Below are 18,305 nucleotides of genomic sequence, written 5' to 3'. Positions count from 1 at the left end.
TTTTTTAAACTTTATGAAAACCCACCTGAAATTTGATTTTTGGGTGGGTTTTTGTTTTGTATAAAATTTTCCAAAAAATCCCTTTGCCTACTTTTTAGCCCTGATGGAAGCGGCATCCTTTTCCTTTTTCTTTAAAAAGGAAAAGATATAGCGGACAACAGGAACCCATATTTCCCGATAAAGCCCATTCTTTCGCTCCTTATTATTTTTAAAATTTGAGTTTTGTGCTTTACCTTTGCCGGACTTTTAAAAAATTACTTTAAAGCGCCGAATTCAATATGAAAAGAGAACATTATATCCCGTTTGATAAGGAATTCTTACTCGAAGAGCAATTGGCTGAATTTGCCGGTGATGAAAAGCAGGTTGAAGACTTCAAAAAGCTGTTTGACATCATTGAACATTATTTTCACTATGAAGCGTTTAATCTGATTCGGAATATAAAGCAGCATTACGCTTTTTTTGACCCTGATTTGCATCCGAAAGAAAGAGAAATTTTTAAGGACAAAAGTGATTTTGGGCTTTTCAAGGAAAATCTGCTTAAGGTTCTCGATTTGAGTAATTATCGCCGTGTGGGTCAAGAAACTTTGGATCAGGCTTTCAAGGATTCGGATTTGATAGGCTTAAAACTGGCTATTGACTTAGATGTTTATAAGGATTATGAAATTTATGTGAGAGGTCAGCATACTGCCAAAGAAAAGGTTAGTAAATATATTTTTTGGAAGAAAAAAATTGAGGTCGAATATTATGACCGAGTGATGATTTACCTTAGCTATCACGATGCCGATTATTACAAAAAAAACAAGCTTAAAAAAAACAAAACTCTGATCGAGCCTGGTACAGTCGTCTTGAAAATTTTTAAACGCGTTCCCAAAAACGATCTTGAAACGATTTTCCCGAATGCGATTCCCAAAATGTCGTTAACCGACAAATTGTTATTATGGGTTCCGGGTCTTGTCGGTGGAATTTCATTATTGAGCACCAAGGTAATTCCGGCATTGATTACAATGCAATCGGCATACGAATCTGGAGAAACTATAGATTTATTAAACAGCAAAACGTCTTTGAACCAAGGATTAATTGCGCTTGGAATTTTGGGTGCGTACTTATTTCGCCAGTACAACAACTTTGTAAACAAGAAGATAAAGTATTCTAAAATGCTTTCTGACAGTCTGTATTTTAAGAATCTTGGAAATAACAGCGGGGCATTTTATTCTTTGCTGAATTCATCTGAAGAGGAAGTCCTGAAAGAAACCATCTTGGCTTATTCCTTTTTGAACAAAAGTGAAACTCCTTTGACGGAAGATGAACTCGATCATCAAATTGAATCCTGGTTTAAAACAAAACACAATACCGATCTGGATTTTGATGTATATGATGCACTGCTGAAATTAAAAAACAGCGGTCTTGCATTTGAAACGAACGGAAAATGGGAAGTTATTCCTTTGGACAAGGCTCTTGTTAGAATGGACGAAATTTGGGATGGGGTTTTTGAGTATAATCAATTGGTTACGAATTAATACCTAGTTTAAAACACAGGATAAACGTATGAGTTATTTTCACCGCAGATTCGCAGATTCCAATAATTATTTTATAATATATTAACCGCTTTCAACTGAATTAGCGCAAATTAATTATTTTATAATTAGAAAAATTTAGCTTTTAAAGAAAATAATCTCCGAATCTGCGGTTGATTTTTTTACACATTGATTACCTTGGTTAAAAATACAAAAAAAGGAGAAAATCGAACGAATTTCTCCTTTTCCAAAATAAGCCATAACTTGCTACTCCGCAGTAACCGGGTCGATAATTTCCGAAACAAGACTTATTTTATTGGCTGGAAACCCACCTTTATCGGCATGTTCCCTAATCATTTCTGCATTCGGGGCAATATAAACACAATAAATTTTGTCATCTGTCACGTAACTGTGTTTCCATTGTATTTCTGGCCCCATTTTTCTAAGAACATCACAAGATGCATTCGAAATTTCCTTTAATTGTTCAGGTGTTAAATTTCCTGCGTTTGGAATTTCCCTTTCAATAACATACTTTGGCATACTAATTAGATTAAAAATTAGAATTAAATAATTATAGAAAATCGCTTTTCCCTTTAAAAAACAATTGAGAGAATAAAGAGATTTATGCAGAAAGGGGCAGTACACACAATTGCTTTTTAAATTCAATAAACTCTAAAAAGCACTAAAACAATCAAAATCGGCTAATACAGTAATCTATAAAAGCCGATTTCTTAGCAAACACAAACCTTATAATTCAGGACTCTGACAAATAGATATTTAAACTAACTGATTCTCTATTTCACCTTAAAATATAAGCTGTATTTCTATAATAAAGGTACAATAAATACAATTAAACAAATTCGAACTTAACAAAGTTATAACACCGAAAAGCACAATAAAAAAAGGAGAAGATCTATACAGACTTTCTCCTTTTCTTAAATTAACTATGTATTGCTACTCGTTTGAAGTTGCAAAAGCATCTTGTCTCCAATTTTTAACTTTCTCAATTTTGTTATTGGAGAAATCCACTTCGCTAAGACTATTTTTTCCATCTACTTGAGACCAGAAAAACCATTTGCCTGTTTTTACGCCTGCAACATATTCCCCTGAAGCAATTTTATCCCCAGATTCATTATAGGATACCCAGATTCCTTCCGGTTTACCGTTTTCAAAATAGCCTTCCTGCTGCACTTGTCCATTATCATGAAAATAGGTGGCTTTTATTTTTTTTCCAAATGGTTCCAAAACGGGTTTTGCCTCTTGTGCAAAAATAACCCCTGAGAATAATACAGCTACTAAAATTACAAGCTTTTTCATATCGTTAGTTTTTAATTGTTTACATCTTATACCCCAAAATTAAAAACAAATTTTACATTAAAAAAACATTTTGATAACAATTTCATAACATAGACAAAAGCTTAACATTGGAAATCAAAAGGAAGCGAAAAATCCGACACTTTTATGTTCATTTTTAGATAAAAAAGTAAATCAAAGCATTTTAATGGTGACAAAAAAAATAACTGCTTCGCAACTATTATTAATTGAGTAAAGAATCAAGCTCTTTTACTAAATCTGGCGAGGAAGGTCTTACTGCATCGGCCTTTACGATTATGCCTTTTGGGTCAATTAAAATAAATCTCGGAATACCGGTAATTTTATAATCCGTAATAAATTTAGAATTCCAGTCATTGTCTGCAAAAAGCTGAACACCGCCCAATGATTTATCTTTAACCATGGCTCTCCATTTTTCCTGATCTTTCAATTTGTCAATAGAAATACTCACAAAAGTGATATTCTTGCCGTGATATTTTTTTTCTATTTCTTGCAAAAACGGAATTTCTTGACGACAAGGTCCGCACCAAGTAGCCCAAACATCAATGTAAACATATTTACCTTTTAAGTCCTCTAATTTTGTTTGTCCTCCAGCATAATTCAAATAATCAAAAGTAGGAGATTGAGAATTATTCATCTTTTTATTCTCTTGCCCCTGCTCATAATATTTAGTCAAACCTGCTAGGGACTGTTCAATATCCTTTTTTTGGACAGTAATAAAATTAGAATCAAATTTACCATTATTTAATTTTGCTAAATCTGATGCATTTTTTTGATCTGACAGCTTTTTAAAATCTGCTGGGCTTGCTGCCAACAATGCATCATAATCGTACTTTGAATCCGAAATTGTTCTTTGTGCCAAATAATTATTTTCAAGAGAACCTTTTCCTTTATAAACTATAGATTCATCAAACTTTTTAGCATCCATTTTCAATTTTAAATCATACCCGTTTTTTAAATACAAACTAGTATATTCGACTCCATCATAAAGCAGATAAGGCCCTTCGGATACATTCATGGTGTCTTTAAAAACCCCATTTTTATTGACTGCGATTTTCTTAATTATTTTTTTATTAGCTCGAATGAAGACAGAATCTCCATTTCTATTGGCAATTTCAGCCTGAAAAGTAACATATTTTTTAGCTTGAGCATTACTCAAAAAAGAAATCATAAAGACAACTAAAACACTTAATATTTTTCTCATAAACAAATAATTAAAATTTTTATATTTCAAATCTAAACCTAAATGACATGGTGTTAAAAAAATTAACAAAATTTTAATTTCATTGAAGTTGAATGCTTTTCAAGATTATTTAATTTTTGTGTTTACTTTTGCAGTCTAAAATTTATAACATGTACAGAAGTCATAATTGTGGCGAATTGAATGCCTCACATATCAATACAGAAGTTACACTTGCCGGTTGGGTTCAAAAATCTAGAGACAAAGGATTTATGAATTGGGTAGATTTACGCGACCGTTATGGAATTACACAATTGATTTTTGACGAAAGCCGTTCTATAAAAGAAGTTTTTGAAGCTGCCAAAACATTGGGTCGCGAATATGTGATCCAAGTGAAAGGAACAGTTATCGAGCGTGAAGCCAAAAACAAAAACATTCCTACAGGTGAAATTGAAATTTTAGTAACTGAACTAAACATATTAAATGCCGCTTTAACTCCTCCGTTTACTATCGAAGATGAAACTGATGGTGGTGAAGACATCCGAATGAAATACCGCTACTTGGACATTCGTAGAAATCCGGTAAAAAATAGTTTGCTTTTCCGTCACAAAGTGGCAATGGAAGTACGTAAATACCTTTCTGATCTTGATTTCTGTGAGGTGGAAACTCCTTATTTAATAAAATCAACTCCAGAAGGAGCAAGAGATTTTGTTGTTCCATCCCGTATGAACGAAGGACAATTCTATGCTTTACCACAATCTCCACAAACTTTCAAACAATTATTGATGGTGGGTGGAATGGACAAATATTTCCAAATCGTAAAATGTTTCCGTGACGAAGATTTACGCGCAGACAGACAACCGGAGTTTACACAAATTGACTGCGAAATGGCTTTTGTGGAGCAAGAAGATATTTTGAATGTATTTGAAGGTTTAACCCGTCATTTGCTAAAAGAAATAAAAGGTATCGAAGTAGACAAATTCCCAAGAATCACTTACGATTATGCCATGAAAACATACGGAAATGACAAACCGGACATTCGTTTCGGAATGGAATTTGGTGAATTGAACGAATTTGCGCAACATAAAGATTTTCCAGTTTTCAACGCAGCCGAATTAGTTGTTGGAATCGCAGTTCCTGGAGCTGGAAATTATACCCGTAAAGAAATTGACGCCTTGATTGACTGGGTAAAACGTCCACAAGTAGGCGCCAGCGGAATGGTTTATGCAAAATGTAACGATGATGGAACTTTCAAATCATCGGTAGATAAATTCTACGATCAAGAAGACTTGACCAATTGGGCAAAAACAACCGGAGCAAAACCTGGTGATATGATTTTTGTTCTTTCTGGACCAGCCGATAAAACAAGAGCACAATTGAGTGCTTTGCGTATGGAATTGGCAACTCGTTTGGGATTAAGGAATCCTGCTGAATTTGCACCTCTTTGGGTTGTAGATTTCCCTTTATTGGAATTTGATGAAGAAAGCGGACGCTACCATGCAATGCACCATCCATTTACTTCTCCAAAACCAGAAGACATGCACTTATTGGAAACCAATCCTGGAAAAGTTCGTGCCAATGCCTACGATATGGTTTTGAACGGAAATGAAATTGGTGGAGGTTCAATTCGTATTCACGACAAAGCGACACAACAATTAATGTTTAAATATTTAGGCTTTACAGAAGAAGAAGCAAAAGCACAATTTGGCTTCCTAATGGATGCTTTCCAATTTGGAGCACCTCCTCACGGTGGTTTAGCTTTTGGATTGGATCGTCTAGTGGCTATTTTAGGGGGACAAGAGACTATTCGTGATTTTATTGCATTCCCAAAAAACAACTCTGGAAGAGACGTAATGATTGACGCTCCGTCTGTTATTGACGAATCACAATTAAAGGAATTACATATTAAATTAAATTTAACAAATTAGGTGAAAAGGTTGAATATCAATAATTTTAGAAAAAAAATATTATGAGAATGGTTTTCGTATTAGATTAAAGATTACATTTGCCTCATTATAAATTATTATTACTATTACAATGCGTACAGGTACAGTTAAATTTTTCAATGAATCTAAAGGTTACGGATTCATTACAGACGAAGAAACAGGAAAAGACATTTTTGTTCATGCATCAGGAATCAACGCGGAAGAATTGCGCGAAGGTGACAGAGTAAGCTATGAAGAAGAAGAAGGAAGAAAAGGTAAAGTTGCTGCTAAAGTTGCAGTTCTTTAAGCATAAAAATAGTTACATATTTTTTGCAAAAAGCGTCTAAAAAACGTTCCGATTAGTTTCGGAACGTTTTTTTTTGTGCCCATTCTAAAAAAACAGTAGTCACTATCCTTATTTATAATCATTAAAAATTAGGATTATATCAAGTCAATGTCCCTACTAAATTCGCTGTAAAACTTGTGTTTTAATTACACTAAAGCTATCTTTGTCGCTTAATTTAAAGCAAAAATTGACAATTATGCAATCTGAACAATTAAACTATATCCCAGTCTTCATGCAGCTTGTTTTAGCTGTAGGATTTGTCATAGCTATCATCATAATTTCAGGCAAGCTTGGACCAAAAAGATCATCGGAAAATAAAGACAAAAACTTCGAATGTGGTATTGAATCTGTAGGAAATGCAAGAATTCCTTTTTCGGTAAAATATTTTTTAGTTGCTATTTTGTTTGTTCTTTTTGATGTCGAGGTGATATTTTTATATCCTTGGGCCGTGAATTTCAAAGAGTTAGGAATTGAAGGAATGATAAAAATGATTATCTTTATGATGCTTCTTTTGGTTGGTTTTTTCTATATCATCAAGAAGAAAGCTTTAGAGTGGGAATAAAAATATTTTAAATTATAAATGCTGAATTATAAATTAATTGAAATATTCAAAAATTTAAAATTCAACGTTCAAAATAAAAAAATTAAAATGAGCGATTCAAAAATAAATATGGTAGCCCCTCCAGAAGGTGTTGTTGGTGAAGGATTCTTTGCTACAAAACTGAATGACGTTGTTGGATTAGCACGTGCCAATTCGCTTTGGCCTTTACCTTTTGCAACCTCTTGTTGCGGAATCGAATTTATGGCAACAATGGCTTCGCATTATGATTTAGCCCGTTTTGGTTCTGAAAGAGTGAGTTTCTCTCCTCGTCAAGCCGACATGCTATTGGTAATGGGAACAATCTCCAAAAAAATGGCTCCAATTTTACGTCAAGTGTACGAACAAATGGCAGAACCTAGATGGGTAATATCAGTTGGTGCTTGTGCTTGTTCGGGAGGAATTTTCGATACTTACTCAGTATTGCAAGGAATTGACAAAGTAATTCCTGTTGATGTATATGTTCCTGGTTGCCCACCACGTCCAGAACAAATTGTGGATGGAGTTATGAGATTACAAGACTTAGTAAAAAGCGAATCTGTAAGAAGAAGAAGTTCACCAGAGTACCAAGAATTATTGGCATCTTATAACATTCAATAAGTAAAATGGCTTTAGAAACAACAGAAATTCAAGATAAATTAGTAGAAACTTTTGGTTCAAAGGTTTTAGGATTCAATCAAGATAAAGACATTTTTGCATTTGAAGCGGATTCAGACATTATTACTGCTGTAGTTCTTTATTTAAAAAATGATCCTACTTTACGTTTTCACTTTTTGACTGATTTATGTGCGGTACACTACCCTGACAACGAAGAAAACAGTCAATTTGCAGTAGTTTATCATTTACACAACTGGTACGAAAACAAACGCATCCGAATTAAAGCATTCATAAACGGTTCAAATCCAGAAATTAAAAGTATTTCAAACATCTTTTTGTGTGCCAATTGGATGGAAAGAGAAACTTATGATTTCTTCGGAATCAATTTCATCGGACATCCACAGTTGAAACGTATTTTGAATATGGATGAGATGATTTCTTTCCCTATGCGTAAAGAATTTCCAATGGAAGACAGTGGAAGGACAGATAAAGATGATAGGTATTTTGGAAGAACAACAATCAACCAAGAGCTAAAAAAATAAATATAATTTTTCACATTAGATAAATGTCAGAACTATTATTACCACCAGAGCATCGCTATGCTAAAATAATCAAAGAGAGACACAATGAAGATGGAAGCGAGCTTTCTATTCTGAATTTAGGTCCTACACACCCAGCTACGCACGGTATTTTTCAAAATATCTTGTTGATGGATGGTGAAAAAATCCTTGATGCAGAACCAACCATTGGCTACATCCACAGAGCTTTTGAAAAAATTGCCGAAAATCGTCCTTTTTACCAAATCACACCACTTACTGACAGAATGAACTATTGTTCATCACCTATCAATAATATGGGATGGTGGATGACGCTTGAAAAACTTCTAGATATCAAAGTCCCTAAAAGAGTTGATTATCTAAGAGTTATTGTAATGGAATTGGCTCGTATTACAGATCACTTAATCTGTAATTCAATTCTTGGAGTAGATACTGGAGCTTATACTGGTTTCCTTTATGTATTCCAATTCAGAGAAAAAGTATACGAAATCTACGAAGAAATTTGTGGAGCGCGTCTTACCACCAATATGGGAAGAATCGGTGGTTTCGAAAGAGATTGGTCACCAGAAGCTTTTAGAAAACTAGACGATTTTCTAAGAGATTTTCCGGTCGCTTGGAAAGAATTTGAAAACTTATTTGAAAGAAACAGAATATTTATCGACAGAACTGTAAATGTTGGATCGATCACTGCTGAAAAAGCAATGGCTTATGGATTTACAGGTCCAAATTTACGTGCTGCCGGAATTGATTATGATGTTCGTGTGGCACAACCATACAGTTCATACGAAGATTTTGATTTCATCGTTCCAGTAGGAAAATCAGGAGATACTTACGATCGTTTTTGCGTTCGTAATGCTGAAGTTTGGGAAAGTTTAAGCATTATCCGTCAAGCATTAGATAAAATGCCGGAAGGAAATGAATACCATGCTGAAGTTCCTGAATACTACCTTCCTCCAAAAGAAGATGTTTACACAAATATGGAATCTTTGATATACCATTTCAAAATTGTGATGGGTGAAGTTCCTGTTCCAGTTGCCGAAATTTACCATCCTGTTGAAGGTGGAAATGGAGAAATTGGTTTTTATTTGGTTACAGACGGAAGCAGAACTCCTTATAGATTACACTTCAGAAGACCTTGTTTTATTTATTATCAAGCCTATCCAGACATGATTAAAGGTTCAATGTTATCTGATGCCATTGTTATTTTATCAAGTTTAAATGTTATTGCTGGAGAATTAGACGCATAAAAAAGATTGCAGAATACAGATTTGAGAATGCAGATTGAAAAATCTAAATCTAAAATCTAAAATCTAAAATATTAGGATGGAAAGAACACATTACAAACAAGAAATAAACATGACCGAAGCATTGATGTCCCGCATCAATGAATTAATTGGTCATTATCCTGAAGACAAAAGAAAATCAGCTTTACTTCCCGTTTTACACGAAGTTCAAGACGCTCACGACAATTGGTTGAGTATTGAATTACAAGATAAAGTTGCCGAAATTTTACATATCAAACCTATCGAAGTGTATGAAGTAGTTACTTTTTACACCATGTATAATCAAAGACCTATTGGCAAATACATGTTTGAATTCTGCCAAACTTCACCTTGTTGTTTAAACGGTGTTGAGGATTTAATGGATTATACCTGTGAAAAATTAGGCGTTCAAGTGGGACAACCTACATCTGACGGTCTTTTTGAAGTAAGAGGAGTTGAATGTTTAGGTGCTTGTGGTTATGCTCCGATGATGCAATTGGGAGATTTTTACAAAGAACATTTGAACAAAGAAAAAATCGACCAGCTAATTGCCGATTGTAAAGACGATAAAATAATATTACACGATAAATAAGATGTCACAAAAAATATTATTAGATAAAATCAATATTCCTGGGATTAAAACCTATGAAGTTTACCGTCAAAATGGTGGTTATGCTTCGGTAGAAAAAGCTTTAAAAACCTTAACTCCTGACGAAGTTGTAGAAGAAGTAAAAACTTCTGGATTACGTGGTCGTGGTGGTGCTGGTTTCCCTGCCGGAATGAAATGGAGTTTTATTGATAAAAAATCAGGAAAACCAAGACATTTGGTTTGCAATGCCGATGAGTCTGAACCAGGAACATTCAAAGATCGTTATTTGATGGAATTTATTCCTCACTTATTGATAGAAGGAATGATTACTTCCAGCTATGCTTTGGGTGCCAACCTTTCATACATCTACATTCGTGGAGAATATATGTGGGTTTTCAAAATATTGGAAAGAGCCATTGCTGAAGCAAAAGCAGCTGGTTTTTTAGGAAAAAATATACTTGGTTCTGGATTTGATTTAGAACTGCATGTTCATTGTGGTGCCGGAGCTTACATTTGTGGTGAAGAAACTGCTTTGATTGAATCATTGGAAGGAAAAAGAGGAAACCCCCGTATCAAACCGCCATTCCCTGCCGTTTCTGGGCTTTGGGCTAATCCAACCGTAGTAAACAATGTAGAAACAATTGCTGCTGTGCCGTGGATTGTAAACAATTCAGGAGCGGATTACGCTAAAATCGGTATCGGTAGATCTACAGGAACCAAATTAATTTCTGCTTCAGGACATGTGAAAAATCCTGGTGTTTATGAAATTGAATTGGGACTAAGTGTTTATGAATTCATGAACTCTGATGAATATCTAGGTGGAATGAGTTCTGACCGTCCTTTGAAAGCTTTTGTGCCTGGAGGAAGTTCTGTTCCTGTTTTACCGGCACATTTAATTTATAAAACTGCAGCAGGCGAAGATCGCTTGATGTCTTACGAATCCTTAAGTGATGGTGGTTTTGCCACTGGATCAATGTTGGGTTCAGGAGGATTTATCGTTTACAACGACACCTCTTGTATCGTTCGTAATACTTGGAATTTCTCCCGTTTTTATCACCACGAAAGTTGTGGACAATGTACCCCATGCAGAGAAGGTACTGGTTGGATGGAAAAAGTATTGCATAGAATAGAAAACGGACACGGACGCGAAGAAGATATCGACTTGTTATTGAGTATCCAAAGCAAAATTGAAGGAAACACTATCTGTCCGCTTGGTGATGCAGCAGCTTGGCCAGTAGCCGCAGCTATTCGTCACTTTAGAGATGAGTTTGAGTACCATATACGTTTTCCGGAAAAAATAAAAAATAGAGATCATTTTGTTGCAGAACCTTTTGAAAAAGTGAAGCACCTAGTTTCTAAAGTAATAGTATAATTTAAAAGTCCGAAGTTGGAAGTTAGAAGTTAGAAGTGGTAACACTTAAACTTTTAAACTTATAAACTTTTAAACAAAAATAGAATGAAAGTAACCATAGACGGTCAAGAAATTGAAGTAGAAGCAGGAACAACGATCTTGCAGGCTGCGCGTATGATTGGTGGAGAAGTTGTTCCGCCAGCAATGTGCTATTATTCTAAGCTAAAAGGGAGCGGTGGAAAATGCCGTTGTTGCTTAGTGGATGTTACCAAAGGTAGTGACGCTGACCCAAGACCAATGCCAAAACTAATGGCTTCTTGCGTAACAGGCTGTCAAGACGGAATGGAAATCGCCAGTAAAGCATCTCCAAGAGTTCAGGAAGCAAGAAAATCAGTAACAGAATTTTTGTTAATCAATCACCCATTAGATTGCCCAATTTGTGATCAAGCTGGAGAATGTGATTTACAAAATTTAAGCTTCGAACACGGAAAATCAGAATCCCGTTTTATTGAAGAAAAAAGAACTTTTGAACCTGAAGATATCGGTCCAAATATTCAATTACACATGAATCGTTGTATTTTATGTCAAAGATGTGTTCAAGTAGCCGATCAATTGACTGACGACAGAGTGCATGGAGTAATGGATCGTGGTGATCACGCCAATATTTCTACTTGTATTTCAAAAGCTATAACTAATGAGTTTTCTGGAAATATGATTGATGTTTGTCCAGTTGGTGCTTTGACTGATAAAACTTTTAGATTCAAATCAAGAGTTTGGTTTAACAAGCCTTATAATGCACACAGAGAATGTACGACTCCAGGATGTTGCGGTAAAACAACTGTTTGGATGTTTGGAAACGAAATTCAACGTGTTACTGGCCGTAAAGACGAATTCCATGAAGTAGAAGAATTCATTTGTAATACTTGTCGTTTTGACAAAAAAGAAGTTTCTGACTGGGTAATTGAAGGACCACGTGAATTTGAAAAGGATTCAGTTATCAATCAGAATAACTACACTCAAAAATTAGAAAAAGTAGAAATTGCTACTGAGAAAAATATTCTTTTGGGTAGAGATCAAGACAGAAAAAAAATAAGTATGGCAGCCAATCCTTTGGACACTAACACTCAAAAATCTTAAGAAATGGAAAGTACATTTATTATAGAAAAGAGTGTTGTTATTGTAGTGGTTTTTGCCCTTACTATGTTGATGGCAATGTATTCCACATGGGCAGAACGTAAAGTAGCCGCTTGGTTGCAAGACAGAATCGGTCCAAACAGAGCGGGACCATTGGGATTATTCCAACCGCTTGCCGATGGTTTAAAATTGTTCTCGAAGGAAGAATTTGAACCAAACACACCCAATAAATTTTTATTTTTTGTAGGACCTGGAATCGCAATGGCTACAGCCTTGATGACAAGTGCTGTTATTCCATGGGGAGACAAATTACACTTATTCGGAAGAGATATTTTATTACAGGCAACTGATGTAAATGTTGCCATATTGTATGTTTTTGGAGTTGTTTCGTTGGGAGTTTATGGCATCATGATTGGTGGATGGGCTTCTAATAATAAATTCTCTTTGATGAGTGCAATTAGAGCTGCTTCTCAAATGGTTTCTTATGAAGTTGCCATGGGATTGTCCATAATCGCTTTGATTATGATGACAGGAACTTTAAGCTTAAGAGAAATTTCATTACAACAATCAGAATGGCATTGGAATGTGCTGTATCAGCCACTTACTTTTTTAATTTTCCTTATTTGTTCTTTTGCTGAGTTGAACAGAACACCTTTTGATTTGGCAGAATGTGAATCGGAATTGATTGGTGGGTACCACACGGAATATTCCTCTATGAAAATGGGATTCTATTTATTTGCCGAATATGCAAATATGTTTGTTTCCTCTACAATTTTAGCCGTTTTGTTTTTTGGTGGATACAATTATCCTGGAATGGGATGGGTATTGGAAAACTGGGGCGTAAATATTGCCAACGTATTAGGAATGGCTGCCCTTTTCATTAAATTATGTGGTTTTATTTTCTTTATCATGTGGGTTCGTTGGACGATACCAAGATTTAGATATGACCAATTAATGCATTTGGGATGGAGAATTTTGATTCCGCTTGCGATAATAAATATTATGATTACTGGAGTTGTGCTTTTGAGAAGTGAAATAGCTGTTTATTTCGGATTTTAATAGAACCAAAACACGATGTTAACGGGGACTAGCCCTGATAGAAGTGGAAATCCTTTTATGTTTTTCTTTAAAACATAAAAGATTGCAACGGATAGCAGGATTAGCTACAAATAAAAAATATAAAATGTCAATAGAAACTATATCCTTATCAGGAAGAAAAAAAATGGTCTCCAACAAGGAGATGACTTTTTTGGAACGCATGTATCTGATTGCGATTGTGAAAGGTTTGATCATTACGCTGAAGCATTTATTCAGAAAAAAAGCAACGATTCAATATCCTGAGCAAGTTCGTGAGATGAGCCCTGTCTATCGTGGACAACATATGTTGAAACGCGATGAACAAGGTAGAGAAAACTGTACAGCTTGTGGTTTATGTGCTTTGTCTTGCCCTGCTGAAGCCATTACAATGAAAGCCGGTGAGCGTAAAGCTGACGAGATGCATTTGTACAGAGAAGAAAAATATGCTGAAATCTATGAAATCAATATGTTGAGATGTATTTTTTGTGGACTTTGTGAAGAAGCTTGTCCAAAAGATGCTATTTACTTGACTATCTCCAAAGAATTGGTTCCTGCTAGTTATGACAGGGAATCTTTCATTTTTGGAAAAGACAAACTAGTTATGCCTCTAGAAATGGCTATTAAGAACACTCAACCTAAAATCGCTAACTAATGTCAACAGTACTTATTCTATTTTGCGTATTGTCTGCAATCACATTGCTAACAGCATTTTTAACTATTTTTAGTAGAAACCCAATTCATAGTGCTATTTACTTAGTGATTTGTTTTTTCTCTATAGCAGGACATTATTTATTATTGAACGCACAGTTTTTGGCAATTGTACATATCATTGTGTATTCTGGGGCGATTATGATTTTATTACTGTTTACCATAATGTTGATGAATCTTAATGAGGCTGATGAAGTTCATAAGCCGAGATTCACGAGATTGGGTGCAATTGTTTCCTTTTGTTTGGTTTGTTTGGTTTTAATAAAAATATTTATCGACTCTAAACCTATTGTAGAATATGATTATACGGGCGAAGATTACCAATCGATAAAAGTATTAGGAAAAGCATTATTGAACGAATATATGGTGCCTTTTGAATTTGCTTCTATTCTATTATTGGTAGCGATGATTGGATCTGTATTATTGTCTAAAAAAGAAAAATTAGAAAAATAATGAACAATATTTTAACTCAAATTGGTATAGAGAACTATATCTTCCTGTGTGTAACACTATTTTGTATTGGGATTTTTGGGGTTTTATACAGACGAAATGCCATCATTGTGTTTATGTCTATTGAAATTATGTTGAATGCTGTTAACTTATTGTTTGTGGCTTTCTCTACTTACCATCAAGACGCACAAGGACAAGTATTCGTATTTTTCTCCATGGCAGTAGCAGCAGCTGAAGTTGCAGTAGGACTAGCCATATTAGTTTCGATATTTAGAAATATTGGATCAATTAGCATCGATAATTTAAAAAACTTAAAAGGATAAATGGCAATGGATACCAATTTAGCTTTAGTCTTACTATTAACTCCTTTTTTAGGATTTTTAATTAATGTTTTCTTCGGGAAAAGTTTAGGAAAATCTGTTTCAGGAATCATCGGAACCCTTTCGGTAGTGATTTCTTTTATTGTTACGATTTCCTTTTTTCTACAAATCAACCAAACGAAACAAGCCATATCAATTGAATTATTTGATTGGATTCAGATTAGTAACTTCAATGTTAGTTTTGGATTTTTACTAGACCAATTATCAATTTTATGGTTATTGTTTGTAACTGGAATTGGTTCGTTGATTCATTTATACTCCATCAGCTATATGCATGATGACGAGAAAATGCATTCTTTCTTTGCATATTTGAATCTGTTTATCTTCTTTATGATTACCCTAGTAGTTGGAAGCAACTTATTGGTAATGTTCATTGGTTGGGAAGGAGTTGGACTTTGTTCTTACCTATTAATTGGATTTTGGTATAAAAACCAAGATTACAATGATGCTGCAAAAAAAGCTTTTATCATGAACCGTATTGGGGATTTAGGATTGCTAATCGGGATATTTATCTTAGGAAGTTTATTCTCTACATTGGATTTTGCTACTTTAAAAACAGCTATTGCTGGAGCCTCAAATGTTGATACACTTTGGTTAAGCATCGCTGCTTTGGCATTGTTTATCGGAGCTTGTGGAAAATCAGCACAAATTCCATTATACACTTGGTTACCTGATGCGATGGCAGGGCCTACTCCGGTTTCGGCATTGATACATGCTGCAACAATGGTTACTGCAGGTATTTTTATGGTATCAAGAATGCATTTCTTATTTGATTTAACACCAGAAGTACAAACAATAATTGCCGTAATTGGAGGTGTAACTTCATTAGTTGCCGCAACTATTGGTTTGGTTCAAAATGATATTAAAAAAGTATTAGCCTACTCTACCGTTTCTCAATTGGGTTTAATGTTTCTAGCATTGGGATTAGGTGCTTATGAAGTAGCAATATTTCACGTAATCACTCACGCTTTCTTCAAAGCTTGTTTGTTCCTTGGATCTGGATCTGTAATTCATGGCTTGCACGGAGAACAGGATATGCGTAAAATGGGTGGATTGAAAAGCGCCATGCCAATCACTTTTTGGACAATGCTTATATCATCATTGGCAATTTCGGGAGTTCCTTTGTTTTCAGGTTTCTTTTCTAAGGATGAAATCTTGATGACGGCATTCCATCATAACATCCCACTATGGGTTGTTGCTTCTGTTGCTTCTATAATGACTGCTTTCTATATGTTCCGATTGATGTTCCTAACTTTCTTTAATGACTTTAGAGGAACTGAAGAACAAAAACATCATTTACATGAAAGCCCTGCTTTAATAACATTCCCTTTAATTGTATTGGCTATTTTGGCTACTATCGGAGGTTTGATCAGTTTACCTGGCAACAGTTGGTTAAACCATTATTTAGCTCCACTTTTTGCGAAAGCGACATCAGAAGAACATACATTGGGAACCACAGAATACATGCTAATGGCAATTGCCGTTGTTGGTGGACTAGTAGGAATTGGGATTGCTTATGCTAAATACATCAAACAAAATACAGTTCCGAGTGAGGACGCTGAAATTACTGGATTATCAAAAGTGCTTTACAACAAATACTACGTTGATGAAATATATGATTCAGTGTTTGTAGCGCCTGTAAATAGTTTATCAAAATTCTTTAGGGACTATGTTGAAACAGGAATTTCTACCCTAGTTTTTGGATTAGGAAAAGTAACCAGCGAACTTAGTTACCAAGGTAAAAAATTACAGAATGGAAGTGTTGGACTATACCTATTTGCTTTTGTTTTAGGCATGTGTGCCATTGTTTCATTTTTATTTCTAGCTCAATAATTATATACTATGAATGTATCTCTAATATTAATCATCCTTTTAGTTGGCGCATTTGCAACTTATTTAGCTGGTGACAAGCTTGCTCCAAAAGTGGCATTGTTTTTCGGATTAGCGGCTGCAGGTTGCTCAATAGTTTTGTTAAACCATTTTAATTTAGGCGAAAACATTAGCTACAGCAGCCAATGGATTACATTACCTAAAGTTTCATTTGCATTACAAGCCGACGGATTGTCGTTAGCCATGGTTTTATTGACAACTGCCTTGACTGCCATTATAATCTTATCTTCTTTTGGTAATGATTTCAAAAATTCAAAAGCAATTTATTCTCTTATATTGTTTATGTCATTTGCAATGACAGGGACTTTCTTGGCAAGCGATGGTCTTTTATATTATATCTTCTGGGAATTATCATTGATTCCTATTTACTTTATCGCTTTGATTTGGGGTAATGGCGATGCTGAAGAACGTAAAAAAGCAGTAGTTAAATTCTTTATCTATACTCTTGCCGGTTCATTATTCATGCTGGTTGCATTTATTTATATGTATCAAAAAGCAAATGGAAGCTTCTTAATCGAGGATTTATACAAATTGAACTTAACTGTTAACGAGCAAAAATGGATTTTCACGGCTTTCTTCCTAGCATATGCAATTAAGATTCCTTTAATTCCTTTTCATACTTGGCAGGCGAATGTTTACCAAAAAGCTCCAACTCTTGGAACTATGCTTTTATCCGGTATTATGCTAAAAATGGGATTGTATAGCCTTATCCGTTGGCAATTGCCTTTGACTCCTTTAGCAGCCAAAGAATACATGTTTATATTCATCGGTGTAGGTATTGCCGGTGTTATTTATGGCTCTATTGTTGCATTGAGACAAAAAGATTTGAAAAAATTATTGGCTTATTCTTCCCTTGCTCACGTTGGATTAATTGCTGCCGGAACTTATGCTTTAAACCTTGATGGTTTTAGAGGTGCCGTTTTACAAATGATTGCCCACGGTTTTGTGGTAGTTGGATTATTTTTTGCTGCTGAAATCATTTTTAGAAGATACGAAACAAGACTAATTTCAGAAATGGGTGGTATTCGTTCTCAATCACCAAAATTCACTTCAATGTTTTTAATTTTGGTACTAGCTTCTGTGGCCTTGCCAACAACTTTTAACTTTATTGGAGAATTTACAGTATTGTACAGCCTTTCTCAAATAAATATTTGGTTTGCAATTTTGGGTGGAACAACAATTATTTTGGGAGCTTATTATATGTTGAAAATGTTCCAACACGTAATGCTTGGAGAAACTAACACAAAAGTATTTGCCGACATTACTTTCTCTGAAGGTTTGACAATGGTAATTATTATTGCGGTTTTATTTTTCTTCGGAATGTACCCAAAACCAATCAATGATTTGATAACACCAAGTCTAGAGACTATTTTAAACACTATTAATAAATACAATTAAGTAAAAGCATAATATAA

At 34.7% G+C, this 18,305-nt stretch carries 19 protein-coding genes; 16 read left to right on the top strand and 3 right to left on the bottom strand.

Annotated features, from left to right (window positions below; genetic code table 11):
• The first annotated feature begins 278 nt into the window (after positions 1-278).
• Positions 279-1,517 carry a TMEM143 family protein gene (locus tag B0E44_RS16985; RefSeq protein WP_077378026.1) on the top strand — a complete coding sequence of 413 codons (1,239 nt, stop codon included), beginning with the start codon at positions 279-281 and terminating at the stop codon, positions 1,515-1,517.
• A 264-nt stretch (positions 1,518-1,781) separates the two neighbouring features.
• Here B0E44_RS16985 and B0E44_RS16980 read toward each other — a convergent pair whose 3' ends face one another.
• The 3 genes from B0E44_RS16980 to B0E44_RS16970 form a co-directional block, all read right to left on the bottom strand.
• Positions 1,782-2,054: a DUF4242 domain-containing protein gene (locus B0E44_RS16980; RefSeq protein WP_077378023.1), complete on the bottom strand. Its 273-nt coding sequence runs from the start codon at positions 2,052-2,054 to the stop codon at positions 1,782-1,784.
• A gap of 414 nt (positions 2,055-2,468) precedes the next feature.
• The gene (locus tag B0E44_RS16975) at positions 2,469-2,831 is read right to left on the bottom strand and encodes a toxin-antitoxin system YwqK family antitoxin (RefSeq protein WP_077378020.1); all 363 of its coding nucleotides are present in this window, start codon (positions 2,829-2,831) and stop codon (positions 2,469-2,471) included.
• Positions 2,832-3,051: 220 nt separating this feature from the next.
• Complete coding sequence (locus B0E44_RS16970; RefSeq protein WP_077378017.1) at positions 3,052-4,050, bottom strand: TlpA disulfide reductase family protein; 999 nt, start codon at positions 4,048-4,050, stop codon at positions 3,052-3,054.
• Positions 4,051-4,199: 149 nt separating this feature from the next.
• On the opposite strand from B0E44_RS16970, the gene aspS reads away from it, so the two are divergent.
• From aspS to B0E44_RS16895, 15 genes are all read left to right on the top strand, one after another.
• Positions 4,200-5,954: an aspartate--tRNA ligase gene (gene aspS / locus B0E44_RS16965; protein ID WP_077378014.1), complete on the top strand. Its 1,755-nt coding sequence runs from the start codon at positions 4,200-4,202 to the stop codon at positions 5,952-5,954.
• Positions 5,955-6,063: 109 nt separating this feature from the next.
• Complete coding sequence (locus B0E44_RS16960; RefSeq protein ID WP_077378011.1) at positions 6,064-6,258, top strand: cold-shock protein; 195 nt, start codon at positions 6,064-6,066, stop codon at positions 6,256-6,258.
• 235 nt (positions 6,259-6,493) lie between these two features.
• Entirely contained in the window at positions 6,494-6,859 is a 366-nt protein-coding gene (locus tag B0E44_RS16955; RefSeq protein ID WP_077378008.1) for an NADH-quinone oxidoreductase subunit A, read from the top strand.
• 87 nt (positions 6,860-6,946) lie between these two features.
• The gene (locus tag B0E44_RS16950; protein WP_077378384.1) at positions 6,947-7,495 is read left to right on the top strand and encodes an NADH-quinone oxidoreductase subunit B; all 549 of its coding nucleotides are present in this window, start codon (positions 6,947-6,949) and stop codon (positions 7,493-7,495) included.
• 5 nt (positions 7,496-7,500) lie between these two features.
• Positions 7,501-8,034 (top strand): NADH-quinone oxidoreductase subunit C, encoded by a 534-nt coding sequence (locus B0E44_RS16945; protein WP_077378005.1) that lies wholly within the window; start codon positions 7,501-7,503, stop codon positions 8,032-8,034.
• A gap of 23 nt (positions 8,035-8,057) precedes the next feature.
• Positions 8,058-9,296 carry an NADH-quinone oxidoreductase subunit D gene (locus tag B0E44_RS16940; RefSeq protein ID WP_077378002.1) on the top strand — a complete coding sequence of 413 codons (1,239 nt, stop codon included), beginning with the start codon at positions 8,058-8,060 and terminating at the stop codon, positions 9,294-9,296.
• 76 nt (positions 9,297-9,372) lie between these two features.
• A complete protein-coding gene (locus B0E44_RS16935) occupies positions 9,373-9,903 on the top strand; it encodes an NAD(P)H-dependent oxidoreductase subunit E (protein WP_077377999.1) in 531 nt (176 codons plus the stop codon).
• Position 9,904: 1 nt separating this feature from the next.
• Entirely contained in the window at positions 9,905-11,272 is a 1,368-nt protein-coding gene (gene nuoF, locus B0E44_RS16930; protein WP_077377996.1) for an NADH-quinone oxidoreductase subunit NuoF, read from the top strand.
• A gap of 84 nt (positions 11,273-11,356) precedes the next feature.
• Entirely contained in the window at positions 11,357-12,388 is a 1,032-nt protein-coding gene (locus tag B0E44_RS16925) for a 2Fe-2S iron-sulfur cluster-binding protein (protein ID WP_077377993.1), read from the top strand.
• 3 nt (positions 12,389-12,391) lie between these two features.
• Positions 12,392-13,444 carry an NADH-quinone oxidoreductase subunit NuoH gene (gene nuoH / locus B0E44_RS16920; RefSeq protein ID WP_077377990.1) on the top strand — a complete coding sequence of 351 codons (1,053 nt, stop codon included), beginning with the start codon at positions 12,392-12,394 and terminating at the stop codon, positions 13,442-13,444.
• Positions 13,445-13,568: 124 nt separating this feature from the next.
• Positions 13,569-14,114 (top strand): NADH-quinone oxidoreductase subunit I, encoded by a 546-nt coding sequence (locus B0E44_RS16915; RefSeq protein ID WP_077377987.1) that lies wholly within the window; start codon positions 13,569-13,571, stop codon positions 14,112-14,114.
• Positions 14,114-14,623, top strand: coding sequence for an NADH-quinone oxidoreductase subunit J (locus B0E44_RS16910; RefSeq protein WP_077377984.1), 510 nt, complete (start codon positions 14,114-14,116; stop codon positions 14,621-14,623). Before B0E44_RS16915 ends, B0E44_RS16910 begins: the two co-directional genes overlap by 1 nt.
• Entirely contained in the window at positions 14,623-14,943 is a 321-nt protein-coding gene (gene nuoK, locus B0E44_RS16905) for an NADH-quinone oxidoreductase subunit NuoK (RefSeq protein WP_077377981.1), read from the top strand. Before B0E44_RS16910 ends, nuoK begins: the two co-directional genes overlap by 1 nt.
• 6 nt (positions 14,944-14,949) lie before the next feature.
• The gene (nuoL, locus tag B0E44_RS16900; protein WP_077378381.1) at positions 14,950-16,833 is read left to right on the top strand and encodes an NADH-quinone oxidoreductase subunit L; all 1,884 of its coding nucleotides are present in this window, start codon (positions 14,950-14,952) and stop codon (positions 16,831-16,833) included.
• Positions 16,834-16,842: 9 nt separating this feature from the next.
• Positions 16,843-18,288, top strand: coding sequence for a NuoM family protein (locus B0E44_RS16895; RefSeq protein ID WP_077377978.1), 1,446 nt, complete (start codon positions 16,843-16,845; stop codon positions 18,286-18,288).
• The last annotated feature ends 17 nt before the right edge of the window (positions 18,289-18,305 follow it).

Source organism: Flavobacterium sp. A45, from assembly GCF_002001005.1.
Taxonomy (GTDB): domain Bacteria; phylum Bacteroidota; class Bacteroidia; order Flavobacteriales; family Flavobacteriaceae; genus Flavobacterium.
Note: the sequence above shows the minus strand (reverse complement) of the source record. Positions and strands in the feature narration are given on the sequence as shown.

Excerpts from the sequence above, each read along its gene's own strand:
- B0E44_RS16985 (WP_077378026.1), top strand. The coding sequence starts at position 279 with ATGAAAAGAGAACATTATATCCCGTTTGATAAGGAATTCTTACTCGAA.
- B0E44_RS16980 (WP_077378023.1), bottom strand. The coding sequence starts at position 2,054 with ATGCCAAAGTATGTTATTGAAAGGGAAATTCCAAACGCAGGAAATTTA.
- B0E44_RS16975 (WP_077378020.1), bottom strand. The coding sequence starts at position 2,831 with ATGAAAAAGCTTGTAATTTTAGTAGCTGTATTATTCTCAGGGGTTATT.
- B0E44_RS16970 (WP_077378017.1), bottom strand. The coding sequence starts at position 4,050 with ATGAGAAAAATATTAAGTGTTTTAGTTGTCTTTATGATTTCTTTTTTG.
- aspS (WP_077378014.1), top strand. The coding sequence starts at position 4,200 with ATGTACAGAAGTCATAATTGTGGCGAATTGAATGCCTCACATATCAAT.
- B0E44_RS16960 (WP_077378011.1), top strand. The coding sequence starts at position 6,064 with ATGCGTACAGGTACAGTTAAATTTTTCAATGAATCTAAAGGTTACGGA.
- B0E44_RS16955 (WP_077378008.1), top strand. The coding sequence starts at position 6,494 with ATGCAATCTGAACAATTAAACTATATCCCAGTCTTCATGCAGCTTGTT.
- B0E44_RS16950 (WP_077378384.1), top strand. The coding sequence starts at position 6,947 with ATGAGCGATTCAAAAATAAATATGGTAGCCCCTCCAGAAGGTGTTGTT.
- B0E44_RS16945 (WP_077378005.1), top strand. The coding sequence starts at position 7,501 with ATGGCTTTAGAAACAACAGAAATTCAAGATAAATTAGTAGAAACTTTT.
- B0E44_RS16940 (WP_077378002.1), top strand. The coding sequence starts at position 8,058 with ATGTCAGAACTATTATTACCACCAGAGCATCGCTATGCTAAAATAATC.
- B0E44_RS16935 (WP_077377999.1), top strand. The coding sequence starts at position 9,373 with ATGGAAAGAACACATTACAAACAAGAAATAAACATGACCGAAGCATTG.
- nuoF (WP_077377996.1), top strand. The coding sequence starts at position 9,905 with ATGTCACAAAAAATATTATTAGATAAAATCAATATTCCTGGGATTAAA.
- B0E44_RS16925 (WP_077377993.1), top strand. The coding sequence starts at position 11,357 with ATGAAAGTAACCATAGACGGTCAAGAAATTGAAGTAGAAGCAGGAACA.
- nuoH (WP_077377990.1), top strand. The coding sequence starts at position 12,392 with ATGGAAAGTACATTTATTATAGAAAAGAGTGTTGTTATTGTAGTGGTT.
- B0E44_RS16915 (WP_077377987.1), top strand. The coding sequence starts at position 13,569 with ATGTCAATAGAAACTATATCCTTATCAGGAAGAAAAAAAATGGTCTCC.
- B0E44_RS16910 (WP_077377984.1), top strand. The coding sequence starts at position 14,114 with ATGTCAACAGTACTTATTCTATTTTGCGTATTGTCTGCAATCACATTG.
- nuoK (WP_077377981.1), top strand. The coding sequence starts at position 14,623 with ATGAACAATATTTTAACTCAAATTGGTATAGAGAACTATATCTTCCTG.
- nuoL (WP_077378381.1), top strand. The coding sequence starts at position 14,950 with ATGGATACCAATTTAGCTTTAGTCTTACTATTAACTCCTTTTTTAGGA.
- B0E44_RS16895 (WP_077377978.1), top strand. The coding sequence starts at position 16,843 with ATGAATGTATCTCTAATATTAATCATCCTTTTAGTTGGCGCATTTGCA.